Genomic DNA, 26,844 nt, shown 5'->3' with positions numbered 1-26,844 from the left:
CGCGGGTATGTGGTGGTGCGGGTTGGGTGCAGTGCTGCGGTCAGCCGGCCATGCGGCGTCGGGCCTCGGCGAGCCGGTGGCTCACCGTGCCGTCGATGATCTCGTCGCCGATCTCCACCCGGACGCCACCGACGACCTGCTCGTCGATGACCACGTTGGTGTGGACCTGGCGACGGTACTGGCGGCTGAGCGCGGAGCGCAGCGTCTCCTGCTGCTGCTCCGTGAGCGGCACCGCACTGGTCACCACGGCGGTGACCTGGTCCTGGCGCTCGGCCGCCTGCTCCATGAAGGCGGCGAGTGCGGAGTCGACCCTCCGTCCCCGGATCCCGGCGACGGCCTGGGTGGCCAGGCTCACCGTCTCCGGGGAGGCCTTGACCGAGAGCAGTCGATCGACGAGGGCACGCTTGGCGCCCGCGTCGGCCCGCCGGTCGCTCAGCGCGGCCTGGAGGTCAGGGGTGCCCTGGACGATCCGGCCGAAGCGGAAGAGCTCGTCCTCGACCTGGGCCAGCCGCCCATGGCGCTCGGCGTGCACGAGCAGCGCCTCGACCCCCAGACGCTCCAACGCAGAGCCGAGGTCACCCGGCTCCGACCAGCGCTGGCTCGCGGCGCCCTTGACCACGTGCAGGGCCGCGTCGCCGATCTTGCCGCCGAGCAGCCGCTCGGCGAGCCCGGCGCGCTGCTCTCCCCCGCGCGAGGGGTCGGCCAGCTTGCGCCGGAGCACCGCGTTGCCGTCGACGAGCCGGGCCACCGACCACAGCTCGTCGGAGACGCGGGCGAGGTCGACGCCACCGCCGTCGTGCTGCAGCACCTGGTCCAGCGCCTCGTGGGCACCGTGGTAGGAGCGGCGGAACGCGGTGTCCATCAGCGACCCTGCTCGCTCGGCGCGCCCAGCTTCTCCGGAGCGATGGCACCGGAGTCCAGGTCGGCCAGGAAGCGGTCGACGATCCCTCGCTGCCGCGCCTCGTCCTCGAGCGACTCGCCGACGATCTTGCTGGCCAGGTCGGTCGAGATCTGACCGACCTCGCCCCGGAGCTGCACGAACGCCTGCTGGCGCTCGGCCTCGACCTGCTTGTGCGCGGTCTCGGTGATGCGGTTGGCCTCGGCCTGCGCCTGGTCGCGCATCTCGGCGATGATCTGGGCGCCCTGCTCCTTGGCCTTCTCGCGGATGGCCGCGGCCTCGGCACGGGCCTCCCCGAGCTGGTCCTCGTACTGCGCCTTGGCGGCCGCAGCCTCTGCCTGGGCCTTCTCCGCCGCCGCGATGCCACCCTCGATGGCCTCGGTGCGATCGGCGTAGGCCTTCTCCAGGTTCGGCCAGATGTTCTTCCGGATGAACCAGTAGAAGATCGCGAAGACGATCAGGCCGAAGATGAGCTCCGGCATGTAGGGAAGGATCGGGATGGCGTCCTCGCCGGCGCCCAGCGGCTCCGACTCCGACGCCGTCGCGGCCGTGATGGCGCCCGCAACGATCGTGGTGTAGTCCACGAGCAGCTCCTCACTAGTGCGGGTCCGTCACCGGCCTGCGGACGCAGGGGTGAGCGGACGAGATTCGGGCAGGGCGGTCGTCAGCCGACGAAGAACGCGATGAAGAAGAGCACCAGGCCGAAGATGGCCAGCGCCTCCGCGAGCGCGAAGCCGAGGATGGCGATGGGCTGCAGCTTGCCCTGGGCCTCGGGCTGACGGGCCACGCCGTTGATGTAGGCGGCGAAGATCAGACCCACGGCGATGGCCGGGCCGATGGTGGACACGCCGTAGCCGAGGAGGGTGATGTCACCAGACACGTCGATTCTCTTTCTGTTGAGGTCTCGCGACCCGGAGCCGGGCCACGAAGGCTTCTTGGTGCGTATTCAGTTGTGGTCCGAGCGCCGCGCAGCGGCCGCCTCGGTCGGTCAGTGGTCGTCGGCCAGCGCGCCGCCGATGTAGGACGCCGCCAGCAGGGTGAAGACGTAGGCCTGGAGGAACTGGATCAGGCCCTCGAAAACGGTGAGGAGCACCCCCAGCAGCCAGGCCGGGATGGCCACGAGCATGAGGCCCGGGTCGTAGGTCTTGAAGAGGTACCAGCCGCCGACGATGAAGACGACGAGCAGCATGTGGCCGGCGAACATGTTGCCGAAGAGTCGCAGCGCCAGGGTCAGCGGACGCGTGATGAAGAAGGTGATGAGCTCCAGGAACAGGATGAAGGGCTTGATCCAGCCCGGCAGCCCGCTGGGCAGCATGCCCCCGATGTAGGCGCCCACGCCGCCCGCCTTGCGCAGCCCCACGTAGTGGTAGACGACGTAGACGATGAGGGTGAGGCCGATGGGGAAGCCGATCCGAGCCATCGTGGGGTTCTGGAACGGCGGGATGATCCCGAAGAGGTTGTTGAGCAGGATGAACGTGAACAGCGCGAAGAGGAACGGCACGAAGGGCATGAAGTCCTTGCTGCCGATCATGTCGCGGGCGATCCCGTTGCGGGCGAAGTTGTAGACCTGCTCGGTGAGCCACTGCCCCTTGCCGGGCACGACCGCGGCGCGCCGGGTCGTGACCCAGAGCCACACCATGAGCGCGGCGGTCGCGATGGCCATGAGGGCCATCGGCCGGGTGAAGTAGTACTCGGTGCCCGGGATGGCGAACAGCGGCTGCCAGAAGTCGCCCGGGGTGGGCGGGAAGTGGCTTTCCTCGCCCTCCATCGGCAGGGCGACACCAGCGGCCATCATGGTCGCACTCACGCGTTCTCCTCCACAGAATTGCTCGGGGACGACAGGGACACCAGCAGGGACACGGCGGGGTCGGATCTCGTCGTCACGTCTTACCGTACCTGAGCCAGATGACGTAGAGCGACGCCACCATTCCGACGACGACGCCGATGGGCAGGGCGAAGACGGTGCCCCACCAGCGGTCGAGCGCGAAGCCGACCAGCCCGAAGCCCGCCGGACCGGCCAGCAGGTAGGCCAACGCGCCGGTCGCGAGGTCCGTCTGCTGGGCCATGCCCTCGACCTCGGGCTCGTGACCTCCGTGCGGCGAAGGCGTGCTCATCGGCTCTCCGCCCACGGCTCCACCTGCAACGGGGTCCTGCTGCGCAGGTAGCCGATGACCAGACCGGTCTGAAAGACCAGACCGAGGACGATGAAGCCCACCGCCAGCGGGACGACCTCCAGCCACGTGGTCTGCGCCAGCGCCCAGATCACCACGCCCAGGGCAGCCATCTGCAGCAGGAAGACCGCGAAGGCGCCCAGCATCGTGAGCGCGGTCGGGCCGGAGAAGACCCCGCGGATGCCGACCACTCCCAGGGCGAAGACCACGACCCCCAGCACGGCTCCGAGCAGGGCTGAGACCGCGGCCCACTCGCCGGCCGCGGCCCACGCGAGGAGCGGCACGACGACGAGGAGCGGGAGGCAGGGGATCACCCCGTGGAGCATCATCGACCGCACGGCGGGAGCAGCGGCTCGCGAGGCGGCGGTGGTCGACATGGTCAGCTCCGGGACGGCGGACGTTCAAGGCTTGTGAAAACTATCACAAAGTCTGCTTGAGCCGCGAACCTGCAGGTCACGGCGCTGAGGTGGCGTCGCTCGACAGCGGTGTCCGAGGGGCTGCGCGCAGCGTCAGCACCACCGCGAGCACGAAGAGCACGACGATACCCAGGATCGAGGCCCAGGTCGGCACGTAGGCGAAGGAGACGGTCCCGGCGGCGATGAGCAGCGACCACAGGTAGAGCAGGATGACCGCGCGCCGGTGGCTGTGGCCGATGTCCAGCATCCGGTGGTGCAGATGCCCCCGGTCCGGCTTCCACGGCAGCTGCCCCGCGCGGGTCCGGCGGAAGACGGCGAGCACGATGTCGAGGAAGGGCAGGGCCAGGATCGCCAGCGGGATGAGCAGGGGCAGCAGCAGCGCGGTCGCCGCGGAGGCGCTCGCCAGCGAGGAGCTCGGGTCCACGGACCCGGTCATCGAGATCGTGGAGGCGGCGAGGAGCAGCCCGAGCAGGAGAGCGCCGGCGTCGCCCATGAACAACCGCGCCGGGTGGAAGTTGTGCGGCAGGAAGCCCAGGCATACCCCGATGAGGGCGGCGCTGATGAAGGTGGCCTCGGAGAAGACGTTGGGCGGGTCGAAGTTGCGGCTCACGAGATAGCACCAGCCGAAGAAGGCGGAGGCCGCGATGAGGACGACCCCGGCCGCGAGACCGTCGAGCCCGTCGATGAAGTTGACCGCGTTGGTGGAGATGACGACCACGAGGATGGTGAGCGTCACCATGACCTCGGTCGGCAGGTAGGTCACGCCCAGGATCGGGAGCGAGACGAGCCGGACGCCGTAGAAGGCCATGATCGCCCCGGCGATCACCTGCCCCGCCAGCTTGGTGAGCCAGTCCAGCTCGCGGACGTCGTCCACGGCTCCGAGCAGGGTGATGAGGACGGCGGCGACGAGCACGCCGTAGAGCGTGGGCGTGTCGTCGTAGAGCTGGCCGTGGTAGGGCAGCTGCGAGCCCAGCAGCACCGCGGCGGCGAAGCCGAGGAGCATCGCCACGCCGCCCAGCCGCGGGATCGGGACCGAGTGCACGTCGCGGTCGCGGACCGCGGTCATCGCCCCCACCCGCAGCGCGAGCCGCCGCACGACGGGGGTCGCCAGGTAGGTGACGATGGCCGCCGTCAGCAGCACCATGAGGAACTCGCGCACTGGTGTCCGTCACCCTTCCCGGCCGCCGCGACGGGTATGCCGTCCGCCGCCGCCGCGACCTCAGTCGGTCGACGCCTGGGGGTAGGCCGGGTAGGCGCCCATCAGCTCGCCGACCTGACCACGGATCTCCCGGGCGACCGGGTGCTCGGCGCTGCCGTCGGTCTCGGTCACGGCCCCGTGGATGAGTTCGGCGATGACGTCCATCTGCGCGGTGCCCATGCCCTGGGTCGTCACCGACGGGCTGCCGACCCGGATCCCGGAGGCGATGTTGGGCTTCTCCGGGTCGAAGGGGATGGCGTTCTTGTTGAGCACGATGCCCGCGGCGTCGCACCGGGCCTCGGCGTCGACGCCGGTCACCCCCACGCCTCGCAGGTCGTGCAAGGACAGATGGGTGTCGGTCCCGCCCGTGATGGGCCGGATGTCGCGCTCGGCGAGGCCGGTGGCCAGCGCGGCGGCGTTGTCGAGCACCTGCTGGGCGTAGGACTGGTAGGCCGGCGTCATGCACTCGGCGAAATTGACCGCCTTGCCGGCGACGCCGTGCATGAGCGGCCCACCCTGCATCATCGGGAAGACCGCGCGGTCGATCTTCTTGGCGTGCTCCTCGCGGCACACGATGGCACCGCCACGCGGGCCGCGGAGCACCTTGTGGGTGGTGAAGGACACGACGTCGGCGTGCGGGACCGGCGACGGGATGACCTTGCCGGCGACGAGGCCGATGAAGTGGGCGGCGTCGACCCAGAAGATGGCGCCGACCTCGTCGGCGATCGCCCGGAACCGTTCGAAGTCGATGAGCCGCGGGATCGCCGAACCCCCGGCCAGGATGATCTTGGGCCGGTGCTCCTTGGCCAGCGCCTCGACCTGGTCGTAGTCGATGTCCTCGGTCTCGCTCGAGACTCCGTAGTGGACGGCGTTGAACCACTTGCCGGAGAAGCTCACCTTGAACCCGTGGGTGAGGTGGCCGCCATGGTCCAGCGACATGGCCAGGATGGTGTCGCCGGGCGAGACGAAGGCACCGTAGACGGCCTGGTTGGCGCTGGCGCCGGAGTGCGGTTGGACATTGGCGTGGTCGGCGCCGAAGAGCTCCTTGGCCCGCGCGACGGCGAGCTTCTCGACCTTGTCGACCTCCGCACAGCCGCCGTAGTAGCGGGCGTCGGGGTAGCCCTCGGCATACTTGTTGGAGAGGGTCGAGCCGAGGGCCGCGAGCACGGCGGGGCTGGTCTGGTTCTCGCTCGCGATGAGCTGGATCCCGGCCCGCTGGCGATCCAGCTCGGAGACGAGGAGCCCAGCGACGTCCGGGTCCTGCTCGAGGAGCGCGGCGAAGGACGGGCCGTAGTACGTGTCTGGCGTGACAGGCGTGCTCATGCCCACACTCTAGGGGGTCTGACCCCCACCTCCGGCGGAGGGCGCGGGCACGGTCCGCAACGCCTGGGCGGGCACCGGGAGGCCGCTCGGTCGCACCGAGCCCACGAGGTCCGCCATCCCGTCGCGGTGGAGGGCGGAGGCGTCCTGCGTTCGTGGCTCTTCGGTGGGGGCGTCGGCGTCCTGCCCCTCGTCGTCGGCCTTGCCCTCGGCCTCGTCGTCCGTGTCCACGGGCGGGGTCTCGTGCAGCGCGGTGGTCCCGAGGACGGCCCTGATGTCGTCGACCGACAGCGCTCCGATCCGGAGCACCACGGGCTCCTCCCCCGTGCAGTCCAGGATGGTGGAGGGCGCACCGCCGGTCCTCGGCCCCCCGTCGAGATAGGCCGCGACCGCGCCGCCCAGCTGCTCCAGGGCCTCTCGCGCACTGGTGGCCGCGGGCTGCCCGGTGACGTTGGCGCTGGTGACCGCCATCGGCCCGACCTCGGCGAGGAGGGTCAGCGCGACCTCGTCGTCCGGCATCCGGAGCGCGACGGTGCCGTTGGTCTCGCCCAGGTCCCACTGCAGCGAGGGCTGCGCGCGCAGCACGAGGGTGAGCGCGCCTGGCCAGAACTGCCGCATGAGGATCTTGGCGTACATCGGGACGTCGACGGCTAGGCCGTCGACCGTCCTCGGGTTCGGCACGAGCACGGGAGGCGGCATCTCACGGCCTCGGTGCTTGGCGGCGAGGACCATGGCGACCGCCACGACGTCGAAAGCGTCCGCGCCCACGCCGTAGACGGTGTCCGTGGGCAGCACGACCACCTTGCCCTCACGCACCACGGTGGCGGCCCGCTCGATCGCAGACTCCCGGAGCTGCTCGTCGGTGCAGTCGAGCAGGCGGTCCTGCAGCGGCGCCGGGCCGGACATGGGCGCGCTCCGTTCGGAGGAGTCAGGGTGGGTCGGGTCGTCGTCATCTTTCCACGACTTCCCCCACCTCCCGGACATCCACCCCGGTGGGATCAGGCCCGCGAGCCACGTCGCGCTTCGAGTTGCGCCGCTGTCGTCCTGAGCGTTGAGTGAGGTGACCCCGAAGCGGGCGCCCCCTGACGCCCCGGTCGATGAGAAGGAGTGTGAAGGCACATGCGCGGTAGCGGTCTGATCTGGACGATCGTCGGGATCCTGCTCATCATCGCCCTGGTGATCTGGATCTTCTGATCTCGGCACGACGCGCCCGGGCACCCGTCACGGGTGCCGGGGCGCGCGCCTGTGCGGGGCACGGGTCAGCCGGTCGGGCGCGTGGCCCGGACGACCCGCGGGCGACCGGCGAGGTCCTCGTGGTCGACCGCGTCGACCCACCCCGTCCCGGCGAGCCGCTCGACGAGCGCCGCCCCCTGGACGTCGGCGTGCTCCATGAGCAGGACGCCGCCCGGGCGCAGCAGGGTCCAGGCCCGAGCCGCCAGCTCCGCCGGGAGGGCCAAGCCGTCCTCACCGACGCCGTAGAGCGCCAGCTCCGGGTCGTGCTCGCGCACCTCCACGTCGACGGGCACGGCGTCGGGCGGGATGTAGGGGGGGTTACACGTGACGAGGTCCACCGCGCCGGCCCAGTCGCCGAAGGCGTCCTGCGCCCGGCCCTGCCGCAGGTCGACGGCCAGGCCGAGCGCCGCGACGTTCGTGGCGGCATACCGATGGGCGGCCGCGGACAACTCGACCGCGCCGACCCGGGCCTCCGGCCGTGACCGCGCCAGGGCGAGCGCGACGGCGCCGCTGCCGGTGCACAGGTCGACGACGGTCGGACGCTCCTGCGACGCGAGCTCCTCCCGCGCGAGCCGGACCAGCGTCTCGGTCTCGGGCCGGGGCACGAAGACCCCGGGGCCGACCCGCAGGTCCACGCCGGCGAAGTGGGCCGTCCCCGTGAGGTGCTGCAACGGCACCCGATCCTCCCGGCCCCGGACCAGCTCGAGGAAGGCCGCGCGGTCGCGCTCCGTCACGTCCTCCCCCAGGATCCGGGCCCGGCGCAGCTCCCCGGGCTCGCGCCCGGTCGCGTGCGCGAGCAGGGCCTCGGCGTCAACCTGAGGGCTGGCCACGCCCGCGTCGGCCAAGCGGGCCGCCGCCACCCGCAGCAGGGAATCCAGCCGGCGACTCACGCGCTCCTGCCCCGTCACCGCTCGCCGGCCGCGGCGAGGCGCGCGGCCTCGTCGGCGTCCACGGCGGACTGCACGACCGGGTCGAGCTCGCCGTCGAGGACCTGGTCCAGGTTGTAGGCCTTGAACCCGGTCCGATGATCGGCGATGCGGTTCTCCGGGAAGTTGTAGGTGCGGATCCGCTCGCTGCGGTCGACCGTGCGCACCTGGCTGCGCCGCGCCTCGCTGGCAGCCGCGTCGGCCTCGTCGACGGCGATCTGGTGCAACCGGGCGCGGAGCACCCGCAGGGCCGACTCCTTGTTCTGCAGCTGGCTCTTCTCGTTCTGGCAGGAGACGACCAGCCCGGTCGGCAGGTGGGTGATGCGGACCGCGGAGTCGGTGGTGTTGACCGACTGCCCGCCCGGACCCGAGGACCGGAAGACGTCGATCTTGAGGTCGTTCGGGTCGAGCTCCACCTCGGCGGGATCGTCGAGATCGGGCATGACCAGCACCCCGGCCGCCGAGGTGTGGATGCGCCCCTGGCTCTCGGTGGCGGGCACCCGCTGCACCCGGTGCACGCCCCCTTCGTACTTCAGCCGCGCCCAGGGGGCCTCGCCCGGCCCGGGCGCCCCGGCCGCGGCGATCGAGACCCGGGCGTCCTTGTAGCCCCCCAGGTCGGAGTCGGTCGCGTCCAGCAGCTCGGCGCGCCAGCCGCGCCGCTCGGCGTAGCGCAGGTACATCCGCATCAGGTCTCCGGCGAAGAGCGCGGACTCCTCGCCGCCCTCACCAGCCTTGACCTCGAGGATGACGTCGCGATCGTCGTCGGGGTCGCGCGGCACCAGCTGCCGGGTAAGATGCTCGGCCGCGTCCGAGAGCGTCTGCTCAAGGGCGGGCAGCTCTTCGGCGAAGGCGGGGTCCTCGGCGGCGAGCTCGCGCGCGGCCTCGAGGTCTCCGCTCGCCGACTCCCAGGCGCGGTATGCCGCCACGGTCGGTCCGAGCGCGGCATACCGCTTGTTGAGGCGGCGCAGGGCGGTCGGGTCGCCGTGGATCGCCGGGTCCGCGAGCTGACGCTCGAGGTCGGCGTGCTCGGCGAGCAGCGGCCGGGCGGAGTCGAACATCGACACTCCTGACGTGGCGGTCGGCGACGGGCGGTCGTCGTCGTGCGGGGACGCACGACGACGAACGCCGGCCCCGCGAACGATGTCGCGGGACCGGCGTCTGGGAGGTGTTACTTGGCGGCGGCCTTCTTGCCGTAGCGCTCCTGGAAGCGGGCGACGCGGCCACCGGTGTCCATGATCTTCTGCTTGCCCGTGTAGAACGGGTGGCAGTTGGAGCAGACGTCGGCGTTGATGCGCCCGGACGTCGCGGTGCTGCGGGTGGTGAACGTCGCGCCGCAGGTGCAGGTGACCTGGGTCTCGACGTACTCCGGGTGGATGTCGTTCTTCATACTTCTCTCCTCGGGTGGCTGCGTGTCCCCGGGTCGCCACGCCAGGAGGCGTGGCGTGAACCGGTGGGCCAACGGATCATTCTACGCGGATGGCGGGCGTGCTGATGACCTCCCGCCGGGGCACGGCCCCTCAGTCGTCGTCGTCGAGCCGGACCGAGCTGGTCTGCTGGACCTGGGTGAGGAACTCGTAGTTGTGCTTCGTCTTCTTCAACCGGTCGATGAGCAGTTCGATTCCCTGCGTCTGGTCGAGGGCGGCGAGCACGCGGCGCAGCTTCCACATGATCTTCAGCTCCTCCGAGCTCATGAGGATCTCCTCGCGCCGGGTGCTGGACGCGTTGACGTCCACCGCTGGGAAGGTGCGCCGGTCGGCGAGCTGGCGGGAGAGCTTGAGCTCCATGTTGCCGGTGCCCTTGAACTCCTCGAAGATCACCTCGTCCATCTTGGAGCCGGTCTCGACCAGCGCCGTGGCGAGGATCGTGAGCGAGCCGCCGTTCTCGATGTTGCGCGCGGCGCCGAAGAACTTCTTCGGCGGGTAGAGCGCGGCCGAGTCGACACCACCAGAGAGGATCCGGCCCGAGGCGGGGGCCGCCAGGTTGTAGGCCCGGCCCAGGCGGGTGATGCCGTCGAGCAGCACGACGACGTCCTGACCCAGCTCGACCAGGCGCTTGGCCCGCTCGATCGCCAGCTCGGCCACTATGGTGTGGTCGCTGGCCGGGCGGTCGAAGGTCGAGGAGATGACCTCACCCTTGACGCTGCGCTGGAAGTCGGTGACCTCCTCCGGACGCTCGTCCACGAGGACGATCATCAGGTGGACCTCGGGGTTGTTGGTCGTGATCGCGTTGGCGATGGCCTGCATGACCATCGTCTTGCCGGCCTTGGGCGGGGAGACGATGAGACCGCGCTGGCCCTTGCCGATCGGCGTCACCAGGTCGACGACCCGGGTGGTGAGGTTCTTCTGGTCGGTCTCCAACCGCAGCCGCTGCTGCGGGTAGAGCGGCGTGAGGCTGGAGAACTCCGGCCGACGACGGGCCTGCTCGGCCGGCTGGCCGTTGACCGTGTCGAGCCGCACCAGGGCGCTGAACTTGCCGCGGTCGCGCTTGTTGCCGGTCGAGGACACCGTGTGCTGACCGGCGTCGCTGCCGTCCTGCGGGGCCTTGATGGCACCGGTGACCGCATCACCCTTGCGCAGGCCGTTCTTCTTGACCATGCCCATCGGCACGTAGATGTCGGTCGGCCCGGGCAGGTAGCCGGTGGTCCGGATGAAGGCGTAGTTGTCGAGCAGGTCGAGCACACCGCCGACGGGCACGAGGACGTCCTCGTCGCTGTAGCTCTCCTCGTCCTGCTGCTGGCCGCCGCCCTGCTGTCCGCCGCCCTGGCCACCGCGCCCGCGCTTGCGGTCCCGGTTGCGGTTGCGGTTGCGACGTCGACCGCGGCGACCCTCGTCACCGTCGTCGTCGTGGGTGAAGCCGTCGTTGCCGTTGCCGCGCTGCTGCTGGTCGCGGTCGCCCCGGTGGTCCCGCTGGCGGTCGTCGCCACCCTGGTCGCGGCCACCTCGCTGGCGGTCGTCGCCACCCTGGTCGCGTCCGCTCTGCTGGCGGTCGTCGCCACCCTGGTCGCGTCCGCTCTGCTGGCGGTCGCGTCGGTCCTCGGAGGAATCGCGCTGGTCGCGTTCGCTCTGCTGGCGGTCGTCGCCACGCTGGTCACGGCCGCCCTGCTGGCGGTCGTCGCCACCCTGGTCACGGCCACCCTGCTGGCGGTCGCGTCGGTCCTCGGAGGAATCGCGCTGGTCGCGCTCCTGCCGCGGCGCGCCGGCGCCGGACCCGGCACGGCGGCTGCGGCGGGTCCGCGAACCGCCGGCGGGGGCCTCGTCGCCCCGGTCCGCCTGGGCCTGGTCGAGCGCGGCCTCGATGCCGCCGGTCGGGTCGCCCTGGGGCCGCTGCTCGGGGGCGCTCTCGGGGCGCGCGGACGCGCCGTTGCTGCTGGAACGCGCAGCGCCCCCGCGCTGCTCGCGGATGGCGGAGACCAGGTCGGCCTTGCGCATCTTGGGGTTCACGGTGATGCCCATGCTGGAGGCGAGCTGCTGCAGCTCGGCCAGGCGGAGCGTGCTGAGCGCGCCCGTGCGGGTCGCGCCAGCGTCGGTGATCTCAGTCACGTGGGATTCCTTCCCCCTCGGTCAAACCGGTTCGGGGTTGTGAGTGTCGTGGCGCGCGACGGCACCGCGGTCGGACTCCGCACGGGGAACGACCGGAGCAGCGGCCTACAGATCAGGACACGCCGCGAACGGCCGATGGGGCCCGTGCGTGGAGGTGCTTCGGAGCCGGTCACCACTGTGCCCGGCACGCTCACGAAGCGGCACCAAGATAACACGGTGGCATGGGCGATCCATACCACCCGGGCCGGTCAGCGGCGACGTGCCGCACGGAGGATGTCACCCAGGACCGCCGAGGCCGTCTCGTCGCCTCCGGCTCCGGCTCCGACGAGCCGCACCGGACCCGCGCAGGTGGCCTCGATCTCCACCAGGTTGGTGCCGCCCTGCACCTGGGCGAGCGGGTCGTCCACCGGGAGCGCCACCGGGCCGACGGTGACGACGGGCCGCTCCCCTGCCTCTGGGCGGGTCGCCGAGGCGACCAGCTTGAGCACCTGCCCGCGCTCGGTCGCCGCCGCGAAGTCGTCGTCGGTCAGCCCGGAGATGCCGGTGACGTCGACGTCAGCGAGCTCCACCGGCCCACGCCAGGCGGTCCGCGCCAGGATGACGATCTTGGCGGCGGCGTCCAGGCCCTCGAGGTCCTCGGTGGGGTCGGCCTCCAGGTAGCCCAGCTCGCCGGCCTGACGCACGGCGTCGGCAAACGGCACCCCCTCGCGCGCCACCAGGTCGAGGACGTAGTTGGTGGACCCGTTGACGATGCCCCGGATCGCGGTGATGTCGTCGCCCGCGAGCGACTCGCGGACCACGACCATCACGGGGACGGCGGCCATGACAGCGGCCTCGTAGTGCAGCCCCGCGCCGCTCTCGGCCGCGACCGTGTGCAGCCGCTCCCCCTGGCGGGCGATGAGCTGCTTGTTGGCGGTGACCACCTCGGCACCGCGGTGCAGCGCCCCCTCGATGAGCGTCCCCGCCGGCTCCAGCCCGCCCATGACCTCGACGACGACGTCCGCCGCCTCAGCGAGCGCGGCGGCGTCGGTCGTGAGCAGGTCGTGCGGTATGCCGTCGCGCGGCCTGGACGCGTCCCGCACCGCCACCCCGGTGAGCTCGAGCGGGCGACCGAGCGCGGCGGCATACCGGTCGCCGTCGGCGAGCAGGCGGCGGGCGACGGCGGCACCCACGGTGCCACCGCCCAGGAGGGCGACGCGCAACGGACGGGGGCGGGCGGACTCGGTCACGGGCGGGCTCCAGGAGTGGGGTCGTCGTGGTCGGGCGAGAGGAAGGGCATGCGGGTCGGGTGGCCGTCGGTCACAGGCGCTCGGGCGCGCTCACACCGAGCAGACCCAGGCCGCTGGCGAGCACCTGGCGGGTGGCATCGATGAGCCACAGCCGCGAGCGGTGCAGGTCGGTGATCTCCTCATCCGCGCTCATCGGGCGGACGCGGCACGCGTCGTACCACTTGTGGAAGCGGCCCGCGAGGTCCTCGAGGTAGCGGGCGACGCGGTGCGGCTCGCGCAGCTGGGCCGCCTGCGCGACGACGCGCGGGAAGTCGCCGAGGGCGGCGAGCAGCACCGACTCGGTCTCGTGGGTGAGCAGCGCCGGGTCGAAGCCGTCCTCGCGGCGCACGCCGTCCTCCCCGGCCAGCCGGGCGACGTTGCAGGTGCGGGCGTGGGCGTACTGCACGTAGAACACGGGGTTGTCGTTGGAGCGCTTGCGCAGCTCCTCGCCGTCGAGGTCCAGCGGCGTATCGGCCGGGAACCTCCCCAGGCTGTAGCGGATGGGATCGGCGCCGATCCACTCGAGCAGGTCGGAGAGGAAGATCGCGTTGCCGCGGCGCTTGCCCATCCGCTCGCCGCTGATGTTGATGAGCTGGCCGATGAGCACCTCGATGCTGGTCTCGGGGTCGTCGCCGGCGCAGGCCGCGATGGCCTTCAGCCGCCCGACGTAGCCGTGGTGGTCGGCGCCCAGCATGTAGACCTTCTCCGGGAAGCCCCGGTCCTTCTTCGACAGGTAGTAGGCGCAGTCGGCGGCGAAGTAGGTCGGCCGGCCGTCGGCGCGCAGGAGCACGCGGTCCTTGTCGTCCCCGAAGTCGGTGGTCCGCAACCAGGTGGCGCCCTCGTGCTCGAAGACGTGACCCTGCTCGCGCAGCCGGTCCACCGCCTCGGTCACGGCACCGGCATCGTGCAGGCTCCTCTCGCTGAACCACACGTCGAAGGAGACGTGGAAGTCGCTCAGGGTCTGCTCGATCTGCTGCATCTGCAGGGCGCAGCCGCGCTCCAGGCAGATCGCCTCGGCCTCGGTGTCGGGAAGGTCCGGCAGCTCGGGGTGCTCGGCCACGATGTCCGCGGCGAGATCGTCGACGTACTCCCCGGGGTAGCCACCCTCGGGCACCGCCTCACCGCGGGCCCTGGCCAGGATCGACCGGGCGAACAGCCCCATCTGCGCGCCCGCGTCGTTGGTGTAGTGCTCGGCGGTGACGTTCGCGCCGCAGGCGACGAAGAGCCGGTGCAAGGCGTCGCCGAGGGCGGCCCACCGGGTGTGGCCGATGTGCAGCGGCCCGGTGGGGTTGGCCGAGACAAACTCCAGGTTGATGACACGGCCGGACATCGAGTCGTTGCGGCCGAAGCCCTCACCTGCCTCGACGATGGTCCGCGCCAGCTCTCCGGCGCTCGCGGCATCGAGGCTGATGTTGAGGAAGCCCGGCCCGGCGACGTCGACGCCGGCCACCCCGTCGACGGCGGCGAGGCGCGGGGCGAGCGTGTCTGCCACCTGGCGCGGCGGCATACCGGCCTTCTTGGCCAGCTGCAGCGCGACGTTGCTCGACCAGTCACCGTGCTCGCGGCTGCGCGGACGCTCCACCCGCAGCTCCTCGGCGGACGGGATCTGGCTCCCGTCCAGGGCGAGGTCCCCGGAGGCCACAGCCTCCGTGAGCACGGCATGGATCGCTGCAGCGAGCTGTTCTGGGGTCACCCGGTCCAGTCTAGGGGCGCACCGCTGTCGGTCCGCACGCGGATTTCGGCCGGTCCCCGCCGCGCTGCTAGAGTGTGCCGCTGTTGCCCCCGTAGCTCAGGGGATAGAGCACCGCCCTCCGGAGGCGGGTGCGCAGGTTCGAATCCTGCCGGGGGCGCCCATCCACCTGATGGAGGAAGCGCCGGCAACGGCTCCTCTCTGGGAGGTGTCAGGGTTCCTGGTGGGCCCCCCGGGCTTCACGTCCGTGGAACGGCGACTCGTCGTCGTTGGCAGGTTCGATTCCTGTCCACCTCCGCCACCCGCAGTTGCGCTAGGCTGCCCGGCGACCACGCCAGCGACGCCGCAGGTTCCAGAGCGAGTGGTACCGCCACCTGCGCCGGACCCTGGGAGGCTGAGGGCCATGCAGACCACCCTTCCGCTCGTCGGCGACCGGCAGCTGGCTGTCACCGACACCTACGACAACCTCGACCCGGCCGACGGCTCGGTGCTCGGTCAGGTCGCCCGGTCGGGCGCCGACGAGGTCGACCGGGCGGTGCAGGCCGGCACCGCGGCGCAGCCGGCCTGGGCCGCCACACCCACCGAGGTCCGCGCGGACACGCTCGCGCGACTCGCCGACCTGGTGGACCGCGACCGGGAGAGCCTCGCGCGGACCGAGTCGCAGGACACCGGCAAGCCCCTCACCCAGGCACGGAACGACGCGACCGTGGCGGCGCGCTACTTCCGCTACTACGGGCGCGTGATCGAGGCCTACTACGGCCAGACGATCCCGCTCGGTCCCGCCACCCACGTCTACACCCGGCACGAGCCCTACGGCGTCGTCGGCAGCGTCGTCGCCTGGAACTACCCGCTCCAGCTCGCCGCCCGGTCCCTCGCCGCGGCGACCGCCACCGGCAACGCGATCGTGCTCAAGCCCGCGGACGAGACCCCGCGGACCGCGGTCGCGCTCGGGCTGCTCGCGCTGGAGGCCGGTATGCCGCCCGGACTGGTGGGCATCGTGCCCGGGCTCGGCGCCGAGGCGGGGGCGGCGCTCACCGCCCATCCGGGGGTGTCGCACCTCGGGTTCGTCGGGTCGACCGCCACGGGCTCGACGGTCGCGCACGCCGCTGCGGACCGGGTCGTGCCGACCGTGCTGGAGCTCGGCGGCAAGTCCGCGCACGTCGTCTTCCCCGACGCCGACCTTGACGAGGTCGCGGCGACGGTCACCCGCAGCATCCTGCAGAACGCCGGGCAGACGTGCTCCGCCGGCGCACGGCTGGTCGTCCACGCCTCGGTGCGGGACCAGGTCGTTGCCGCGATCGCCGAGCGCTTCGCCGGCACCACGCTCGGGCCGGGGCTGGAGGACCCCGATCTCGGCCCGTTGGTGTCGCGGCGGCAGCAGGAGCGGGTGCAGGGGTATGTCGCGGGCGTGCGCCGGGGCGAGGTGGTGACCGGCGGCTCGGCCCCGACCGACGAACGCCTCGCCCGGGGCTGCTACTGGCTGCCGACGCTCGTCGACGACGTCGACCCCGCTGAGCCCATCGCCCAGGAGGAGGTCTTCGGGCCGGTCCTGGTCACCCTGCCCTTCACCGACGAGGAGGAGGCGGTGGCGCTGGCCAACGGCACGCCTTACGGCCTGCTCGCAGCCCTCTGGACGCGCGATCTGTCCCGGACGCACCGGCTCGCCGCCGCGCTGGAGGCGGGCCAGGTCTTCGTCAACGGCTACGGGGCCGGCGGCGGCGTGGAGCTCCCCTTCGGCGGCGTCAAGGCGTCGGGCTACGGGCGCGAGAAGGGGATCGAGGCCTTCGCCGGCTTCACCCGGACCAAGACGGTCGTGGTCCGCCTGGGGTGAGCGGCGTCATACCCCTGCTGCCGTGAGCGGCTTCGCCGGACACGAGCGTCATACCCAGGTCGTAGCCTGACCGCGATCAAGATCACCCGGGCGACCGATGTGTCCATCGCACGGGGTTGGTTGACTTGGCCCCATGACCACAGACACGCCCCCGACGCAGGGGACCGGGATCAGTGTCCGCGGCCTCACCAAGACCTTCGGGTCCTTCAAGGCCGTCGACAACCTCACCTTCGACGTGGCCCCGGGAAGGGTCACCGGCTTCCTCGGACCCAACGGGGCCGGCAAGACGACCACGTTGCGCATGCTGCTCGGGCTCATCCGCCCTTCGGAGGGCCAGGCGCTCATCGGCGGCAAGCGGTATGCCGAGCTGCGGCACCCGATCCAGACCGTGGGGGCCGCCCTGGAGGCGACCGGGTTCCACCCGGGTCGCAGCGGGCGCAACCACCTGCGGGTCCTCGCCGCCACCCACCGCATCCCGGACGCTCGGGTCGACGAGCTGCTCGAGCTGGTGGGCATCCCCGCCGCTGCGCGCAAGAAGGCGGGCGGCTACTCCATGGGTATGCGGCAGCGGCTCGGCCTCGCCGCCGCGCTGCTGGGTGATCCCGACGTGCTCCTGCTGGACGAGCCGGCGAACGGCCTGGACCCGGAGGGCATCCGGTGGATGCGCGGCTTCCTGCAGCACCTGGCCCAGGAGCAGGGCAAGACGGTCCTTGTCAGCTCGCACCTGCTCGCGGAGGTGGAGCAGACCGTCGAGGACGTCGTCATCATCGCCAACGGTCACCTCGTGCGGCGCGGCACCATGGACGAGCTGCACGGCGAGCCCGCCGTGCTGGTCCGCACCCGGGACGCGGGCGCACTCGGGCACGCGTTGGAGCAGGCCGGCCTGCAGGTCGAGCTCGCGCCCGAGCAGGGGGAGGGGGCGCTGCGCGTCCAGACCGGCGACCTGTCCGCCGTGGGTGATGCGGCGCTGGCGGCCGGAGCGCCGGTGCACGAGCTGCGCCCCCTGCGCACCGACCTCGAGCGGCTCTTCCTCGAGCTGACCGAGGCACCGGAACACCAGAACCGCAACCGCTCGACCGGGCAGGAGGCCGCCTGATGATCTCGCTCGTGCGCTCCGAGGTGCGCAAGACCAGCACCACCCGGATCTCCTGGGCCATGCCGGTGGCGATGTTCGTCGTCGGCGCCCTCTTCGCCGCGCTGCAAGGATTCGCCCTGGTCAGCTTCGGCGAGATCCCCGGCCCGGACGGCGAGATGGTGGCCCCGGTCGAGGCCTTCGGCGAGACCGCCATCGCCCGCCTCGTCTACACCGGCGGCTTCCAGTTCGGCTACCTGCTCGCGCTGGTGCTCGGCATCCTGTCCATGAGCGGCGAGTACCGCCACCAGACCATCACCAGCACGCTCCTGGGCACCCCGCGCCGGGGCAACCTGCTGGTCGGCAAGCTGGCCGCGCTCGCGATCGTCGTCGCCCTCAACGGCCTGGCCTTCATCGGCGGCAGCCTCCTGGGCGGTGGACTGGTCCTGGCCACCGGCGACGTCCCGATCTTTCCGGCCGCGGGAGGGTTGGTGCTGACCCTGTCGCGCCTGCTGCTCATCCTCGTGCTCTGGGGGTTCATCGGCTTCGGCCTCGGTGTCCTCATCCCCAACCAGGTCGTCGCACTCTTCACGGGGATCGCCATCGCGCTGCTCGTGGAGCCGCTGCTCAGCTTTCTCATCACCTTCCTGGACCCGGTCGCCGACGCCGCGCGCTACTTCCCCAGCCAGGCCACCACGGCCGCCCTGGACCTCTACGCCGGCGTGGACTCCGGGGCCGCCGACATCTTCGGCGGCGGCGACCTGCTCAGCTGGTGGGCCGGTGCCCTCGTGCTGCTCGGCTACGCACTGCTCATGACGGCCCTCGGCTGGATCCTCACCTCCCGACGCGACGTCACCTGAGCACACCGCTTCCGCCCGCGCCCCCTCGGCCCGCCTCCTGCACTTCACCTGCGCAGGAGATAGGCTGAGGGCGGCGCGGGCGCTGTGCGGCGCGCGCGAGGCATTCCCCGGACGTGAGAAGAGGCGCAGACCCCGTGGCGAACCCGCCCAGCAGCGACACCACCACCGACTTCGGAGCCAACGAATGGCTCGTGGAGGAAATGCGGGAGCAGTTCGACCAGGACCCAGCCTCGGTCGATCCGGCCTGGCGCCGATACTTCGAGAAGGGCGAGCCCAGCAGCAACGGCTCATCGGCCCCGTCCTCCGGCTCCTCCTCCCACGGCGGGGCGACCTCGGCACCTCCCGCGCGCAAGATCGCGCCGGCACCGCCGCGCCGGAGCGGATCCGGCTCGACCAGCCCCAGCACGTCCTCCTCGAGCTCGTCCGGCAGCGACGACGCCCGGAAGGCGACGTCCGCGAAGGACACGAAGGGCTCCGGCGGGTCGAAGGACACCACGTCCGGCAGCGGCGCGAAGGACGCGAAGGACTCGTCCTCGGCGAAGGACGAGACCCAGGGCGACCAGAGCAAGGACGACCAGAGCAAGAGCGACCAGGGCGCCGCGAAGGACAAGCCCGCCAAGAATGCCCCCATGTCGCGTGAGGCACCCGCACCGAAGTCCACCGGTCCGCAGGAGGAGGTCTCCCTCGTCCCGCTCAAGGGTGCGGCGGCGCGCGTCGTGTCCAACATGGACTCCTCGCTGGAGGTGCCCACCGCCACCAGCGCCCGCAACCTCCCCGCCAAGCTGCTCATCGACAACCGCACGGTGATCAACAACCACCTCGCCCGCAGCCGCGGTGGCAAGGTGAGCTTCACGCACCTCATCGGCTACGCCATGGTGCGGGCGCTGCAGGCGATGCCCGCGATGAACAACGGCTTCACCACCGAGAACGGCAAGCCCACGCTGGTCGAGCCGGCGCACGTCAACCTCGGCCTGGCCATCGACGTCCCCAAGACCGACGGCACCCGTCAGCTCCTCGTCCCGAGCATCAAGAGCGCCGAGGACATGAGCTTCTACGACTTCTGGTCGGCCTACGAGAAGATCGTCAAGAAGGCCCGCGACGGCAAGCTCACCATCGAGGACTTCCAGGGCACGACGATCAGCCTGACTAACCCCGGCGGGATCGGCACCCTGCACTCGGTGCCCCGTTTGATGAAGGGGCAGGGCGCGATCATCGGCGTCGGCTCGCTGGACTACCCCGCCGAGTGGCAGGGCGCCGCGTCCGAGCGGATCGTCGCCAACGGCGTGAGCAAGATCCTGACCCTCACCTCGACCTACGACCACCGCATCATCCAGGGTGCGCAGTCGGGCGAGTTCCTCAAGGTGATGCACCAGCTGCTCCTGGGCCAGGACAGCTTCTACGACGACATCTTCACCTCGCTGCGGATCCCCTACGAGCCGATCCGCTGGAACCCCGACATCTCGGCGACGCACGACGACGACATCTCCAAGCCGAGCCGCATCCAGGAGCTCATCCACGCCTACCGCGTCCGCGGCCACCTCATGGCCGACACCGACCCTCTGGAGTACCGCCAGCGGCGGCACCCAGACCTGGCGATCGAGAACCACGGGCTCACCCTGTGGGACCTCGACCGAGAGGTGCCGACCGGTGGCTTCGGCGGCAAGGCGCGACTCAGCCTGCGGCGCATCCTCGGCATCCTGCGGGACACCTACTGCCGCACGGTCGGCATCGAGTACATGCACATCCAGGACCCCGAGCAGCGGCAGTGGTTCCAGAAGAAGTTGGAGGTGCCCTTCGAGAAGCCGGCACCGGCCGAGCAGCTGCGGATCCTGCGCCGGCTCAACGCGGCGGAGGCCTTCGAGACCTTCCTGCAGACCAAGTTCGTCGGGCAGAAGCGCTTCAGCCTCGAGGGCGGCGAGTCGGTCATCGCGCTGCTGGACAAGGTCCTCAACCGCGCCGCCGACGACGGGATGACCGAGGTCACGATCGGTATGCCGCACCGCGGCCGACTCAACGTCCTCGCCAACCTCGCGGGCAAGTCCTACGGTCAGATCTTCCGCGAGTTCGAGGGCAAGCACGCCCCCGGCTCGGTGCAGGGGTCCGGTGACGTGAAGTACCACCTCGGGACCGAGGGCGAGTTCACCACCGAGGACGGCAAGACCACCCGGGTCTACCTCGCGGCCAACCCCTCCCACCTGGAGGCGGTCAACCCGGTGCTCGAGGGCATCACCCGCGCCAAGCAGGACCGCATCTCGCGGGAGACCGACGGGGATCCGAACGGTGTGCTGCCCGTCCTCGTGCACGGCGACGCGGCCTTCGCCGGGCAGGGCGTCGTCCTGGAGACGATGCAGATGTCCCAGCTCCCGGCATACCGGACCGGTGGCACCCTGCACGTGGTCATCAACAACCAGGTCGGCTTCACGACGGCGCCGCAGCACTCCCGCTCGTCGGTCTACTGCACCGACCTCGCCCGCACCGTGCAGGCCCCGATCTTCCACGTCAACGGCGACGACCCCGAGGCCGTCGTCCGGGTGGCCGAGCTCGCCTACGAGTTCCGGCAGGAGTTCGGCAAGGACGTCGTCATCGACATGGTCTGCTACCGCCGGCGCGGCCACAACGAGGGCGACGACCCGTCGATGACGCAGCCGCTGATGTACGACCTCATCGAGGCCAAGCGCTCGGTCCGTAAGCTCTACACCGAGTCGCTCATCGGACGTGGTGACATCACGGTCGAGGAGGCCGAGGCGGCGCTGCGCGACTACCAGAAGCAGCTCGAGAACGTCTTCACCGAGACCAAGAAGGCGCTCAAGGAGGGCGATGGCAGCCCGGGGCTGGAGCGGCCGCACGCGCAGGACGAGGGCGACCTCGCCACCAAGCCCCGACCGACCGCTATCAGCGACGACACGATGCGCACCATCGGCGAGGCCTTCGGGTCCCCGCCGGAGGGCTTCGTCGTCCACCCCAAGCTCGCCAAGCTGCTCGAGTCGCGGCAGGCGATGACGACCGACGGCGGCATCGACTGGGGCATGGCCGAGCTCATCGCCTTCGGCTCCCTCGTGATGGAGGGCACCCCGGTCCGGCTGAACGGACAAGACAGCCGCCGGGGCACCTTCGTGCAACGGCACGCGGTGCTCACCGACAAGAAGACGGCCCGCAGCTGGACGCCGCTGCACCACCTGTCCGACGATCAGGCCATCTTCGAGGTCTACGACTCGCTGCTCTCGGAGTTCGCCGCGATGGGGTTCGAGTACGGCTACTCGGTGGAGAAGACCGACGCGCTGGTCCTCTGGGAGGCGCAGTTCGGCGACTTCGCCAACGGCGCCCAGACCGTCGTCGACGAGTTCATCAGCTCCTCGGAGCAGAAGTGGGACCAGCACAGCTCGGTCGTGCTCCTGCTGCCGCACGGCTACGAGGGCCAGGGACCGGACCACTCCTCCGCGCGCATCGAGCGCTACCTGCAGCTGTGCGCCGAGGACAACATGGTGGTCGCCTACCCCTCGACGCCGGCGTCCTACTTCCACCTGCTGCGCCAGCACGCGACGGCGCGGCCGCGTCGTCCGCTCGTCGTCTTCACCCCGAAGGCGATGCTCCGGCTCAAGGCCGCGGCCAGCGCGGTGTCCGACTTCACCGAGGGCACCTTCGAGCCGGTGCTGCCCGACCGGGCCGACCTGGACCGCGAGCAGGTGGACCGGGTGCTGCTGGCCTCCAGCAAGCTGGTCTACGACCTCGAGGACGAGCGCACCAAGCGCGAGGACGACCGCACCGCGATCGTGCGGCTGGAGCAGCTCTACCCCGTCCCCGGCAAGCAGCTGGCCGCCATCACGGCGAGCTATCCGCATGCCGAGCTGGTCTGGGTCCAGAACGAGCCACGCAACCAGGGCGCCTGGCCGTTCATGGCGCTCAACCTGCCGGACGCGCTGCGCGAGCAGGGTGAGGACCGCCCGCTCCGCGTCGTCAGTCGCCCCGCCTCGGCCTCCCCGGCGACGGGGTCGGCGAAGGTGCACGCCGTCGAGCAGGACGCTCTGCACGACGAGGCCTTCGACCGGCGCGCATGAGCGGCACCACGACGCCCGCCTCCCCGCCGGCGCTGCCCGAGGGCTGGGTGGCCTCCCGCCCGGGCACCGACGACATCGACGACCTCGTGCGGCTGCTGCGCCGCCACGAGCACGAGGCGCGGGGATGGCCGGGAGCCCAGAGCGACTCCGTCGCCGCGGAGGTGAGTGGCCGCGGGGCGAGCACGCACCTGCACGAGATGGTGCGTGACCCCGAGGGTCAGGCGCGGGCCTGGGTGAGCCTCCACGACCGTGCCGCCGGCCGGATCCTCGTCGGCGTCACCGTGGACCCCGAGCTGCCCGACGAGGCTGCCGACCCGCTCGCGGCCTGGGCCTTCGCCCGGGTGGACCAGTTGGGTCAGCAGGTGCTCATCGACCGCGGAATGAGCTCGACGCAGCTGGACTCCGGGGCGTTCGCCGACGACCCGCGGCAGCAGCGCTGGCTGCGCGAGGCCGGCTACGACCACGTGCGTGACTGGTGGCAGATGAGTCGGCCGGTCGACGCCGACGCGGATGCGGCACCACCCGAGCTGCGCGCGGGCGTGAGCATCGAGCGGGTGCGTCGCGACGAAGGCGTCGGTATGCCGCTCGAGGAGGACCTGCGTGCCGTCCACCTCGTCCTGGAGGAGTCCTTCGCCGACCACTTCAACTCCTACCGGGAGACCTTCGAGGAGTTCGTCGAGCGCCTGCGGGAAGACCCCGGCCACCGCTGGGACCACTGGTGGCTGGCGACCGTGGACGGCGAGCCGGCGGGGGCGGTCGTGGCCTCCATCAGCCACGGGAGCGTCGGAGACGACGGTCGTGCCACCCCCGACAGCTCCTACATCGACTACATCGGCGTGCACCGGCGGGCCCGTGGCCGTGGGGTGGCCAAGGGCCTGCTGCGCACCGTCATCGCGGACGCGGCCCTCCGCGGGCGCGCCTCCGTGGGGCTGGAGGTGGACGCCGACAGCCCCACGGGTGCCGACGGCCTCTACCGCTCGTTGGGGTGGGAGACGCGCTACGTGACACAGTCGTGGCACCACGCCCTGACGACGGAGGGAGACGCGTGAGCAGCGAGCAGCAGCTGGACGGCCGGGAGCCGGCCCACATCGAATACACCCCGAGCGCCGACTTCCAGGTGACCGACGGTCCCCGTGACCTGGGGCTCTGCTTCATCGGTGACGGCTTCGTCGCGGGATACGGCGATCCCAAGGCCCTGGGCTGGGTCAACCGCGTCGTCGGGCGGACCGACACCTCGACCATGGGCGGGGCCGCCGGAGGGTCCCTGACCAGCTACAACCTGGGCGTCCGAGGCGCGAGCTCGGCGGACGTCATGCACCGGTGGCGCGCCGAGTGCCCCGCCCGCTGGGAGGGCCGCTCCGAGCGACGCCTCGTCGTCGGGGTGGGGGCCGAGGACGTCGCCGAGGGCATCACCACCGCCCGGTCCCGGCTCAACCTCGCCAACATCCTCGACGAGTCCAGCTCCACGGGGATCGCCACCTTCGTCGTGGGCCCGACCCCGACACTGGACGCCGAGGTCAACGCCACGCTGCAGGTCCTCGCCGAGGCGCAGGCCGACGTGTGCGCACGGCGCGGCGTGCCCTTCGTCGACTGCTTCGCCCCGCTGCTGCGCCACGACCAGTGGCAGTCGGACCTCGCGGCCGGCGACACGGTCCACCCGGGACAGGCCGGTTACGGGCTCATCGCCTGGCTGGTCCTCAACGGCGGCTGGGCGCACTGGCTGCAGCTCGACACCTGACCGGCCGGCGCCAGCTCTAGCGCAGCGCGTCCAGCCAGGAGCGGGCCTGGGCGTAGGCCTCGTCGTCCGCGTGGACCGGCACCGCCGACACGTGTCCGTCGGCCCGGGGGTAGGACCCCAGGAAGCGCACGTCCCGGCACGTGCGCCGCAGCCCCAGCAGGGCCTCACTCATCCGCGGTTCCTGCAGGTGCGCGTCGGCGTCGATCCAGAAGCAGTACTCGCCCAGGCCCTCCCCCGTCGGACGGGACTCCAGCCGCACCAGATCGATGCCGCGCACCGCGAACTGCTCGAGCAGCTCCAGGAGCGCACCGGGCCGGTTCTGCCAGATGAGGGCGACCAAGGTGGTCCGGTCCGCGCCGGTCGGCTCCGGGACCGGGGCGCCGTCCTGCAGCACGACGAAGCGCGTGACCGCGCCGTCGCGGTCGGCGATCCGGTCCGCCACCTGCTCCAGCCCGTAGGCCGCCCCGGCGCGGGGTGCGGCGATCGCCGCGTCGTAGGACCCCTCGGCCACGGCCTGCGCGGCCCGCGCCGTGGAGGACTCGGGGACGATCTGCGCGTCGGGCAGCCGCTCGGCCAGCCAGTCACGGGTCTGGGCGGCCGCGTGCGGGTGGGTGGCGACGACGCGGACGTCCTCCAGCCGGGCGCCCGGGCGCACGAGCAGGCTGAACTGCACCTCCACGAGGACCTCTTCGACGATCCGCACCGAGCTCGCCTCCGCGAGTGCTTGCAGCGTCGCCGGCACGGACCCTTCGACGGAGTTCTCGAAGGGCACGACTGCGGTGGCCGCCGAGCCGTCGCGCAGCGCCGCGATGGCCGAGGGCACCGTCGGGACGGGCCACGCGGTATACCTCTGGTCGCGGTCCCACTGGCGGACCGCCTGCTCGGTGAAGGTCCCCTCCGGCCCGAGATAGGCGATGCGGCTGCTCACCCCCGCAGCCTAGCGGCGGGGCACGGGTCGGCGATCAGTACGCCCCGCCGGTGCTCTCCGGCTGGGTCACCACGAGCACGGTCCGCCACATGATCATGAGGTCGAGCACGGGCGTCCAGTTCTCGACGTAGTAGAGGTCGAGCCGGACCGACTCCTCCCACGACAGATCGCTGCGCCCGCTGATCTGCCACAGCCCCGTCATACCGGGCTTGACCAGCAGACGGCGCTGGGCGGCCTGCTCGTAGACCGCCACCTCGCGCGGCAGTGGTGGCCGCGGACCGACCAGGCTCATCTCGCCACGCAGCACGTTGAACAGCTGCGGCAGCTCGTCGAGAGAGTAGCGGCGGATGAACGCGCCGACCCGGGTGACCCTCGGGTCCGCCCGCAGCTTGAACAGCGGCCCAGCCCCTTCGTTGGCGTCCATCAACCGAGCGAGTTGCCCCTCGGCGTCGGTCACCATGCTGCGGAACTTGAACATCCCGAAGCTGCGGCCATCACGGCCCACCCGCTCCTGGCGGAAGATCACCGGCCCGGAGTCCTCGCGCTTGACGGCGATGGCGACGGCGAGCAGGACAGGCGCGAAGAGGAGGACGGCGACGGCGGCCCCGACCCGGTCCAACGCGTTCTTGAGCACGCGCGTCGGCCCGGAGAAGGACGGCGCCTCGACGTGGATGAGCGGGAGTCCTTGGACGGGGCGGGTCAGCACGCGCGGGCCGGCGACGTCCATGATGCCCGGCGCCACGACGAGGTCGATGTCCGTCCCCTCCAGCGCCCACCCCAGCTGGCGCAGCCCGGTCTGGCCCAACCCGGCGGAGGAGGAGACCGCCACGACGTCGACGTCGAGCTCGAGGGCGCGGATGAGGACGTCGGACTCAGGACCGACGATCGGCACCCCCTCGACCCGGCCAGAGCTGGCGCGGTCGACGCACGCACCGAGGACGTTGTAGCCGGCATCAGGTGCCCGGCCCAGCGCGACGACGAGGCTCGCGACGTGTTCCCGATCACCGACGAGGAGGACCCGGTCGGACATCCGCCCGGCGCGGCGCTGCTGGACCAGCCAGCGGCGGGCGGCCCAGCGTCCGCCCAGGAGCAGGACCGTCCCGAGAGGGAAGGCCAGGAGCACGAAGCCGCGGGCGAAGTCCAGCTTCAGGGCGTAGGCGACGATGGCCAGGCCGGCGAACAGCCACGTCGAGGCCTGGAGCACATGGCGATACTCCTGCACCCCGTGGCCGACGACCCGTCCGTCGTAGGCATTCTGCACGTGCAGGGCGACCAGCCAGCCGAGCGCCAGACCGATCGACACCGAGACGTAGGTGACTTCGGGTAGATACTGCGCGCTGAGCGTGGCGCTGTCGGTGCCGAAGCGTGTGATGTGGGCGGCCGCGACCGCGAGGGCGACCAGCAGGACGTCGAGGAGGCGGACGCTGCGTAGGTAGCCGCTGAGATAGCCACGGGCTCGCTGCTGCGGGAGGTAGCGACGCGACAGCCCTCGGCCCTTGCGGTCGGCCAGCCCACCAGGCAGCGCGAACAGGGGTGCCTGCTGTCGCGCTGCCGCGTCTGCCACCCTGTGGTGCTGCAGCGACTGGACGGTCGTGGTCACGGGAATGCCGCCTGACGTGCTGGGATCTGAGTCAACCCGCTCGGGTCCGGGTACTGAGGGGTAACTTTATCAAATCTTTAAACTTCACGTAGTTTGCCAGG

General features: G+C 71.4%; 23 protein-coding genes and 2 tRNA genes. 8 read left to right on the top strand and 17 right to left on the bottom strand.

Translation table 11 applies throughout. From position 1 onward, the window contains the following. Positions 1-40: 40 nt before the first annotated feature. From AC5PYY_RS08055 to AC5PYY_RS07985, 15 genes are all read right to left on the bottom strand, one after another. Entirely contained in the window at positions 41-862 is an 822-nt protein-coding gene (locus AC5PYY_RS08055; protein ID WP_493899247.1) for a F0F1 ATP synthase subunit delta, read from the bottom strand. Continuing rightward, positions 862-1,452 carry a F0F1 ATP synthase subunit B gene (locus tag AC5PYY_RS08050; protein ID WP_493899346.1) on the bottom strand — a complete coding sequence of 197 codons (591 nt, stop codon included), beginning with the start codon at positions 1,450-1,452 and terminating at the stop codon, positions 862-864. The genes AC5PYY_RS08055 and AC5PYY_RS08050 overlap by 1 nt, the downstream gene beginning before the upstream one ends. A 110-nt stretch (positions 1,453-1,562) precedes the next feature. Beyond that, positions 1,563-1,778: an ATP synthase F0 subunit C gene (locus AC5PYY_RS08045; RefSeq protein WP_058890803.1), complete on the bottom strand. Its 216-nt coding sequence runs from the start codon at positions 1,776-1,778 to the stop codon at positions 1,563-1,565. Between the two features lie 108 nt (positions 1,779-1,886). Further along, positions 1,887-2,705 (bottom strand): F0F1 ATP synthase subunit A, encoded by an 819-nt coding sequence (gene atpB / locus AC5PYY_RS08040; RefSeq protein WP_493899246.1) that lies wholly within the window; start codon positions 2,703-2,705, stop codon positions 1,887-1,889. A 73-nt stretch (positions 2,706-2,778) separates the two neighbouring features. Next, positions 2,779-3,012 (bottom strand): hypothetical protein, encoded by a 234-nt coding sequence (locus tag AC5PYY_RS08035; protein WP_493899245.1) that lies wholly within the window; start codon positions 3,010-3,012, stop codon positions 2,779-2,781. Next, positions 3,009-3,446 carry a hypothetical protein gene (locus tag AC5PYY_RS08030; RefSeq protein WP_493899244.1) on the bottom strand — a complete coding sequence of 146 codons (438 nt, stop codon included), beginning with the start codon at positions 3,444-3,446 and terminating at the stop codon, positions 3,009-3,011. The genes AC5PYY_RS08035 and AC5PYY_RS08030 overlap by 4 nt, the downstream gene beginning before the upstream one ends. A 76-nt stretch (positions 3,447-3,522) precedes the next feature. Next, a complete protein-coding gene (locus AC5PYY_RS08025; protein ID WP_493899243.1) occupies positions 3,523-4,644 on the bottom strand; it encodes a glycosyltransferase family 4 protein in 1,122 nt (373 codons plus the stop codon). A gap of 60 nt (positions 4,645-4,704) precedes the next feature. Beyond that, positions 4,705-6,006 carry a serine hydroxymethyltransferase gene (gene glyA / locus AC5PYY_RS08020; protein ID WP_493899242.1) on the bottom strand — a complete coding sequence of 434 codons (1,302 nt, stop codon included), beginning with the start codon at positions 6,004-6,006 and terminating at the stop codon, positions 4,705-4,707. Between the two features lie 9 nt (positions 6,007-6,015). After that, positions 6,016-6,909 carry an L-threonylcarbamoyladenylate synthase gene (locus AC5PYY_RS08015; protein WP_493899241.1) on the bottom strand — a complete coding sequence of 298 codons (894 nt, stop codon included), beginning with the start codon at positions 6,907-6,909 and terminating at the stop codon, positions 6,016-6,018. A 353-nt stretch (positions 6,910-7,262) separates the two neighbouring features. Continuing rightward, positions 7,263-8,126 (bottom strand): peptide chain release factor N(5)-glutamine methyltransferase, encoded by an 864-nt coding sequence (prmC, locus tag AC5PYY_RS08010; protein ID WP_493899240.1) that lies wholly within the window; start codon positions 8,124-8,126, stop codon positions 7,263-7,265. Between the two features lie 14 nt (positions 8,127-8,140). Next, positions 8,141-9,220, bottom strand: coding sequence for a peptide chain release factor 1 (gene prfA / locus AC5PYY_RS08005; protein WP_493899239.1), 1,080 nt, complete (start codon positions 9,218-9,220; stop codon positions 8,141-8,143). 110 nt (positions 9,221-9,330) lie between these two features. Next, positions 9,331-9,549, bottom strand: coding sequence for a 50S ribosomal protein L31 (rpmE, locus tag AC5PYY_RS08000; RefSeq protein ID WP_493899238.1), 219 nt, complete (start codon positions 9,547-9,549; stop codon positions 9,331-9,333). 130 nt (positions 9,550-9,679) lie between these two features. Further along, entirely contained in the window at positions 9,680-11,701 is a 2,022-nt protein-coding gene (rho, locus tag AC5PYY_RS07995; protein ID WP_493899237.1) for a transcription termination factor Rho, read from the bottom strand. Between the two features lie 248 nt (positions 11,702-11,949). Further along, on the bottom strand, positions 11,950-12,930 hold the full coding sequence (locus AC5PYY_RS07990) for a homoserine dehydrogenase (protein WP_493899236.1): 981 nt from the start codon (positions 12,928-12,930) through the stop codon (positions 11,950-11,952). Positions 12,931-13,000: 70 nt separating this feature from the next. Beyond that, positions 13,001-14,662, bottom strand: a complete 1,662-nt coding sequence (locus AC5PYY_RS07985; protein WP_493899235.1) for an arginine--tRNA ligase — start codon at positions 14,660-14,662, stop codon at positions 13,001-13,003. An 85-nt stretch (positions 14,663-14,747) separates the two neighbouring features. Between AC5PYY_RS07985 and AC5PYY_RS07980 the strand changes: the two genes are divergently transcribed. The 8 genes from AC5PYY_RS07980 to AC5PYY_RS07945 all read left to right on the top strand — a co-directional run bounded on the left by AC5PYY_RS07980 (position 14,748) and on the right by AC5PYY_RS07945 (position 24,215). Continuing rightward, positions 14,748-14,819 (top strand) — tRNA-Arg (locus AC5PYY_RS07980). 44 nt (positions 14,820-14,863) lie between these two features. Continuing rightward, a tRNA-Sec gene (locus tag AC5PYY_RS07975) sits at positions 14,864-14,960 on the top strand. 102 nt (positions 14,961-15,062) lie between these two features. Further along, positions 15,063-16,490: an aldehyde dehydrogenase family protein gene (locus AC5PYY_RS07970; protein WP_493899234.1), complete on the top strand. Its 1,428-nt coding sequence runs from the start codon at positions 15,063-15,065 to the stop codon at positions 16,488-16,490. 133 nt (positions 16,491-16,623) lie between these two features. Next, positions 16,624-17,586 (top strand): ABC transporter ATP-binding protein, encoded by a 963-nt coding sequence (locus AC5PYY_RS07965; protein ID WP_493899233.1) that lies wholly within the window; start codon positions 16,624-16,626, stop codon positions 17,584-17,586. Beyond that, positions 17,586-18,422 (top strand): ABC transporter permease subunit, encoded by an 837-nt coding sequence (locus AC5PYY_RS07960; protein WP_493899232.1) that lies wholly within the window; start codon positions 17,586-17,588, stop codon positions 18,420-18,422. The genes AC5PYY_RS07965 and AC5PYY_RS07960 overlap by 1 nt, the downstream gene beginning before the upstream one ends. Before the next feature lie 134 nt (positions 18,423-18,556). Further along, positions 18,557-22,477 (top strand): multifunctional oxoglutarate decarboxylase/oxoglutarate dehydrogenase thiamine pyrophosphate-binding subunit/dihydrolipoyllysine-residue succinyltransferase subunit, encoded by a 3,921-nt coding sequence (locus tag AC5PYY_RS07955; protein WP_493899231.1) that lies wholly within the window; start codon positions 18,557-18,559, stop codon positions 22,475-22,477. Continuing rightward, on the top strand, positions 22,474-23,526 hold the full coding sequence (locus AC5PYY_RS07950; RefSeq protein WP_493899230.1) for a GNAT family N-acetyltransferase: 1,053 nt from the start codon (positions 22,474-22,476) through the stop codon (positions 23,524-23,526). Before AC5PYY_RS07955 ends, AC5PYY_RS07950 begins: the two co-directional genes overlap by 4 nt. Then, on the top strand, positions 23,523-24,215 hold the full coding sequence (locus tag AC5PYY_RS07945; RefSeq protein WP_493899229.1) for a GDSL-type esterase/lipase family protein: 693 nt from the start codon (positions 23,523-23,525) through the stop codon (positions 24,213-24,215). The genes AC5PYY_RS07950 and AC5PYY_RS07945 overlap by 4 nt, the downstream gene beginning before the upstream one ends. Before the next feature lie 16 nt (positions 24,216-24,231). Here the strand turns inward: AC5PYY_RS07945 and pheA are convergent, their stop codons facing one another. Next, positions 24,232-25,143 (bottom strand): prephenate dehydratase, encoded by a 912-nt coding sequence (pheA, locus tag AC5PYY_RS07940; protein WP_493899228.1) that lies wholly within the window; start codon positions 25,141-25,143, stop codon positions 24,232-24,234. A 34-nt stretch (positions 25,144-25,177) separates the two neighbouring features. Then, positions 25,178-26,743 (bottom strand): sugar transferase, encoded by a 1,566-nt coding sequence (locus tag AC5PYY_RS07935; RefSeq protein WP_493899227.1) that lies wholly within the window; start codon positions 26,741-26,743, stop codon positions 25,178-25,180. Between the last annotated feature and the right edge of the window lie 101 nt (positions 26,744-26,844).

This window comes from Serinicoccus sp. JS2-9 (assembly GCF_059025165.1).
The sequence above is the reverse complement of the archived record's forward strand: the minus strand, read 5'-3'. Positions and strand labels throughout refer to the sequence as shown.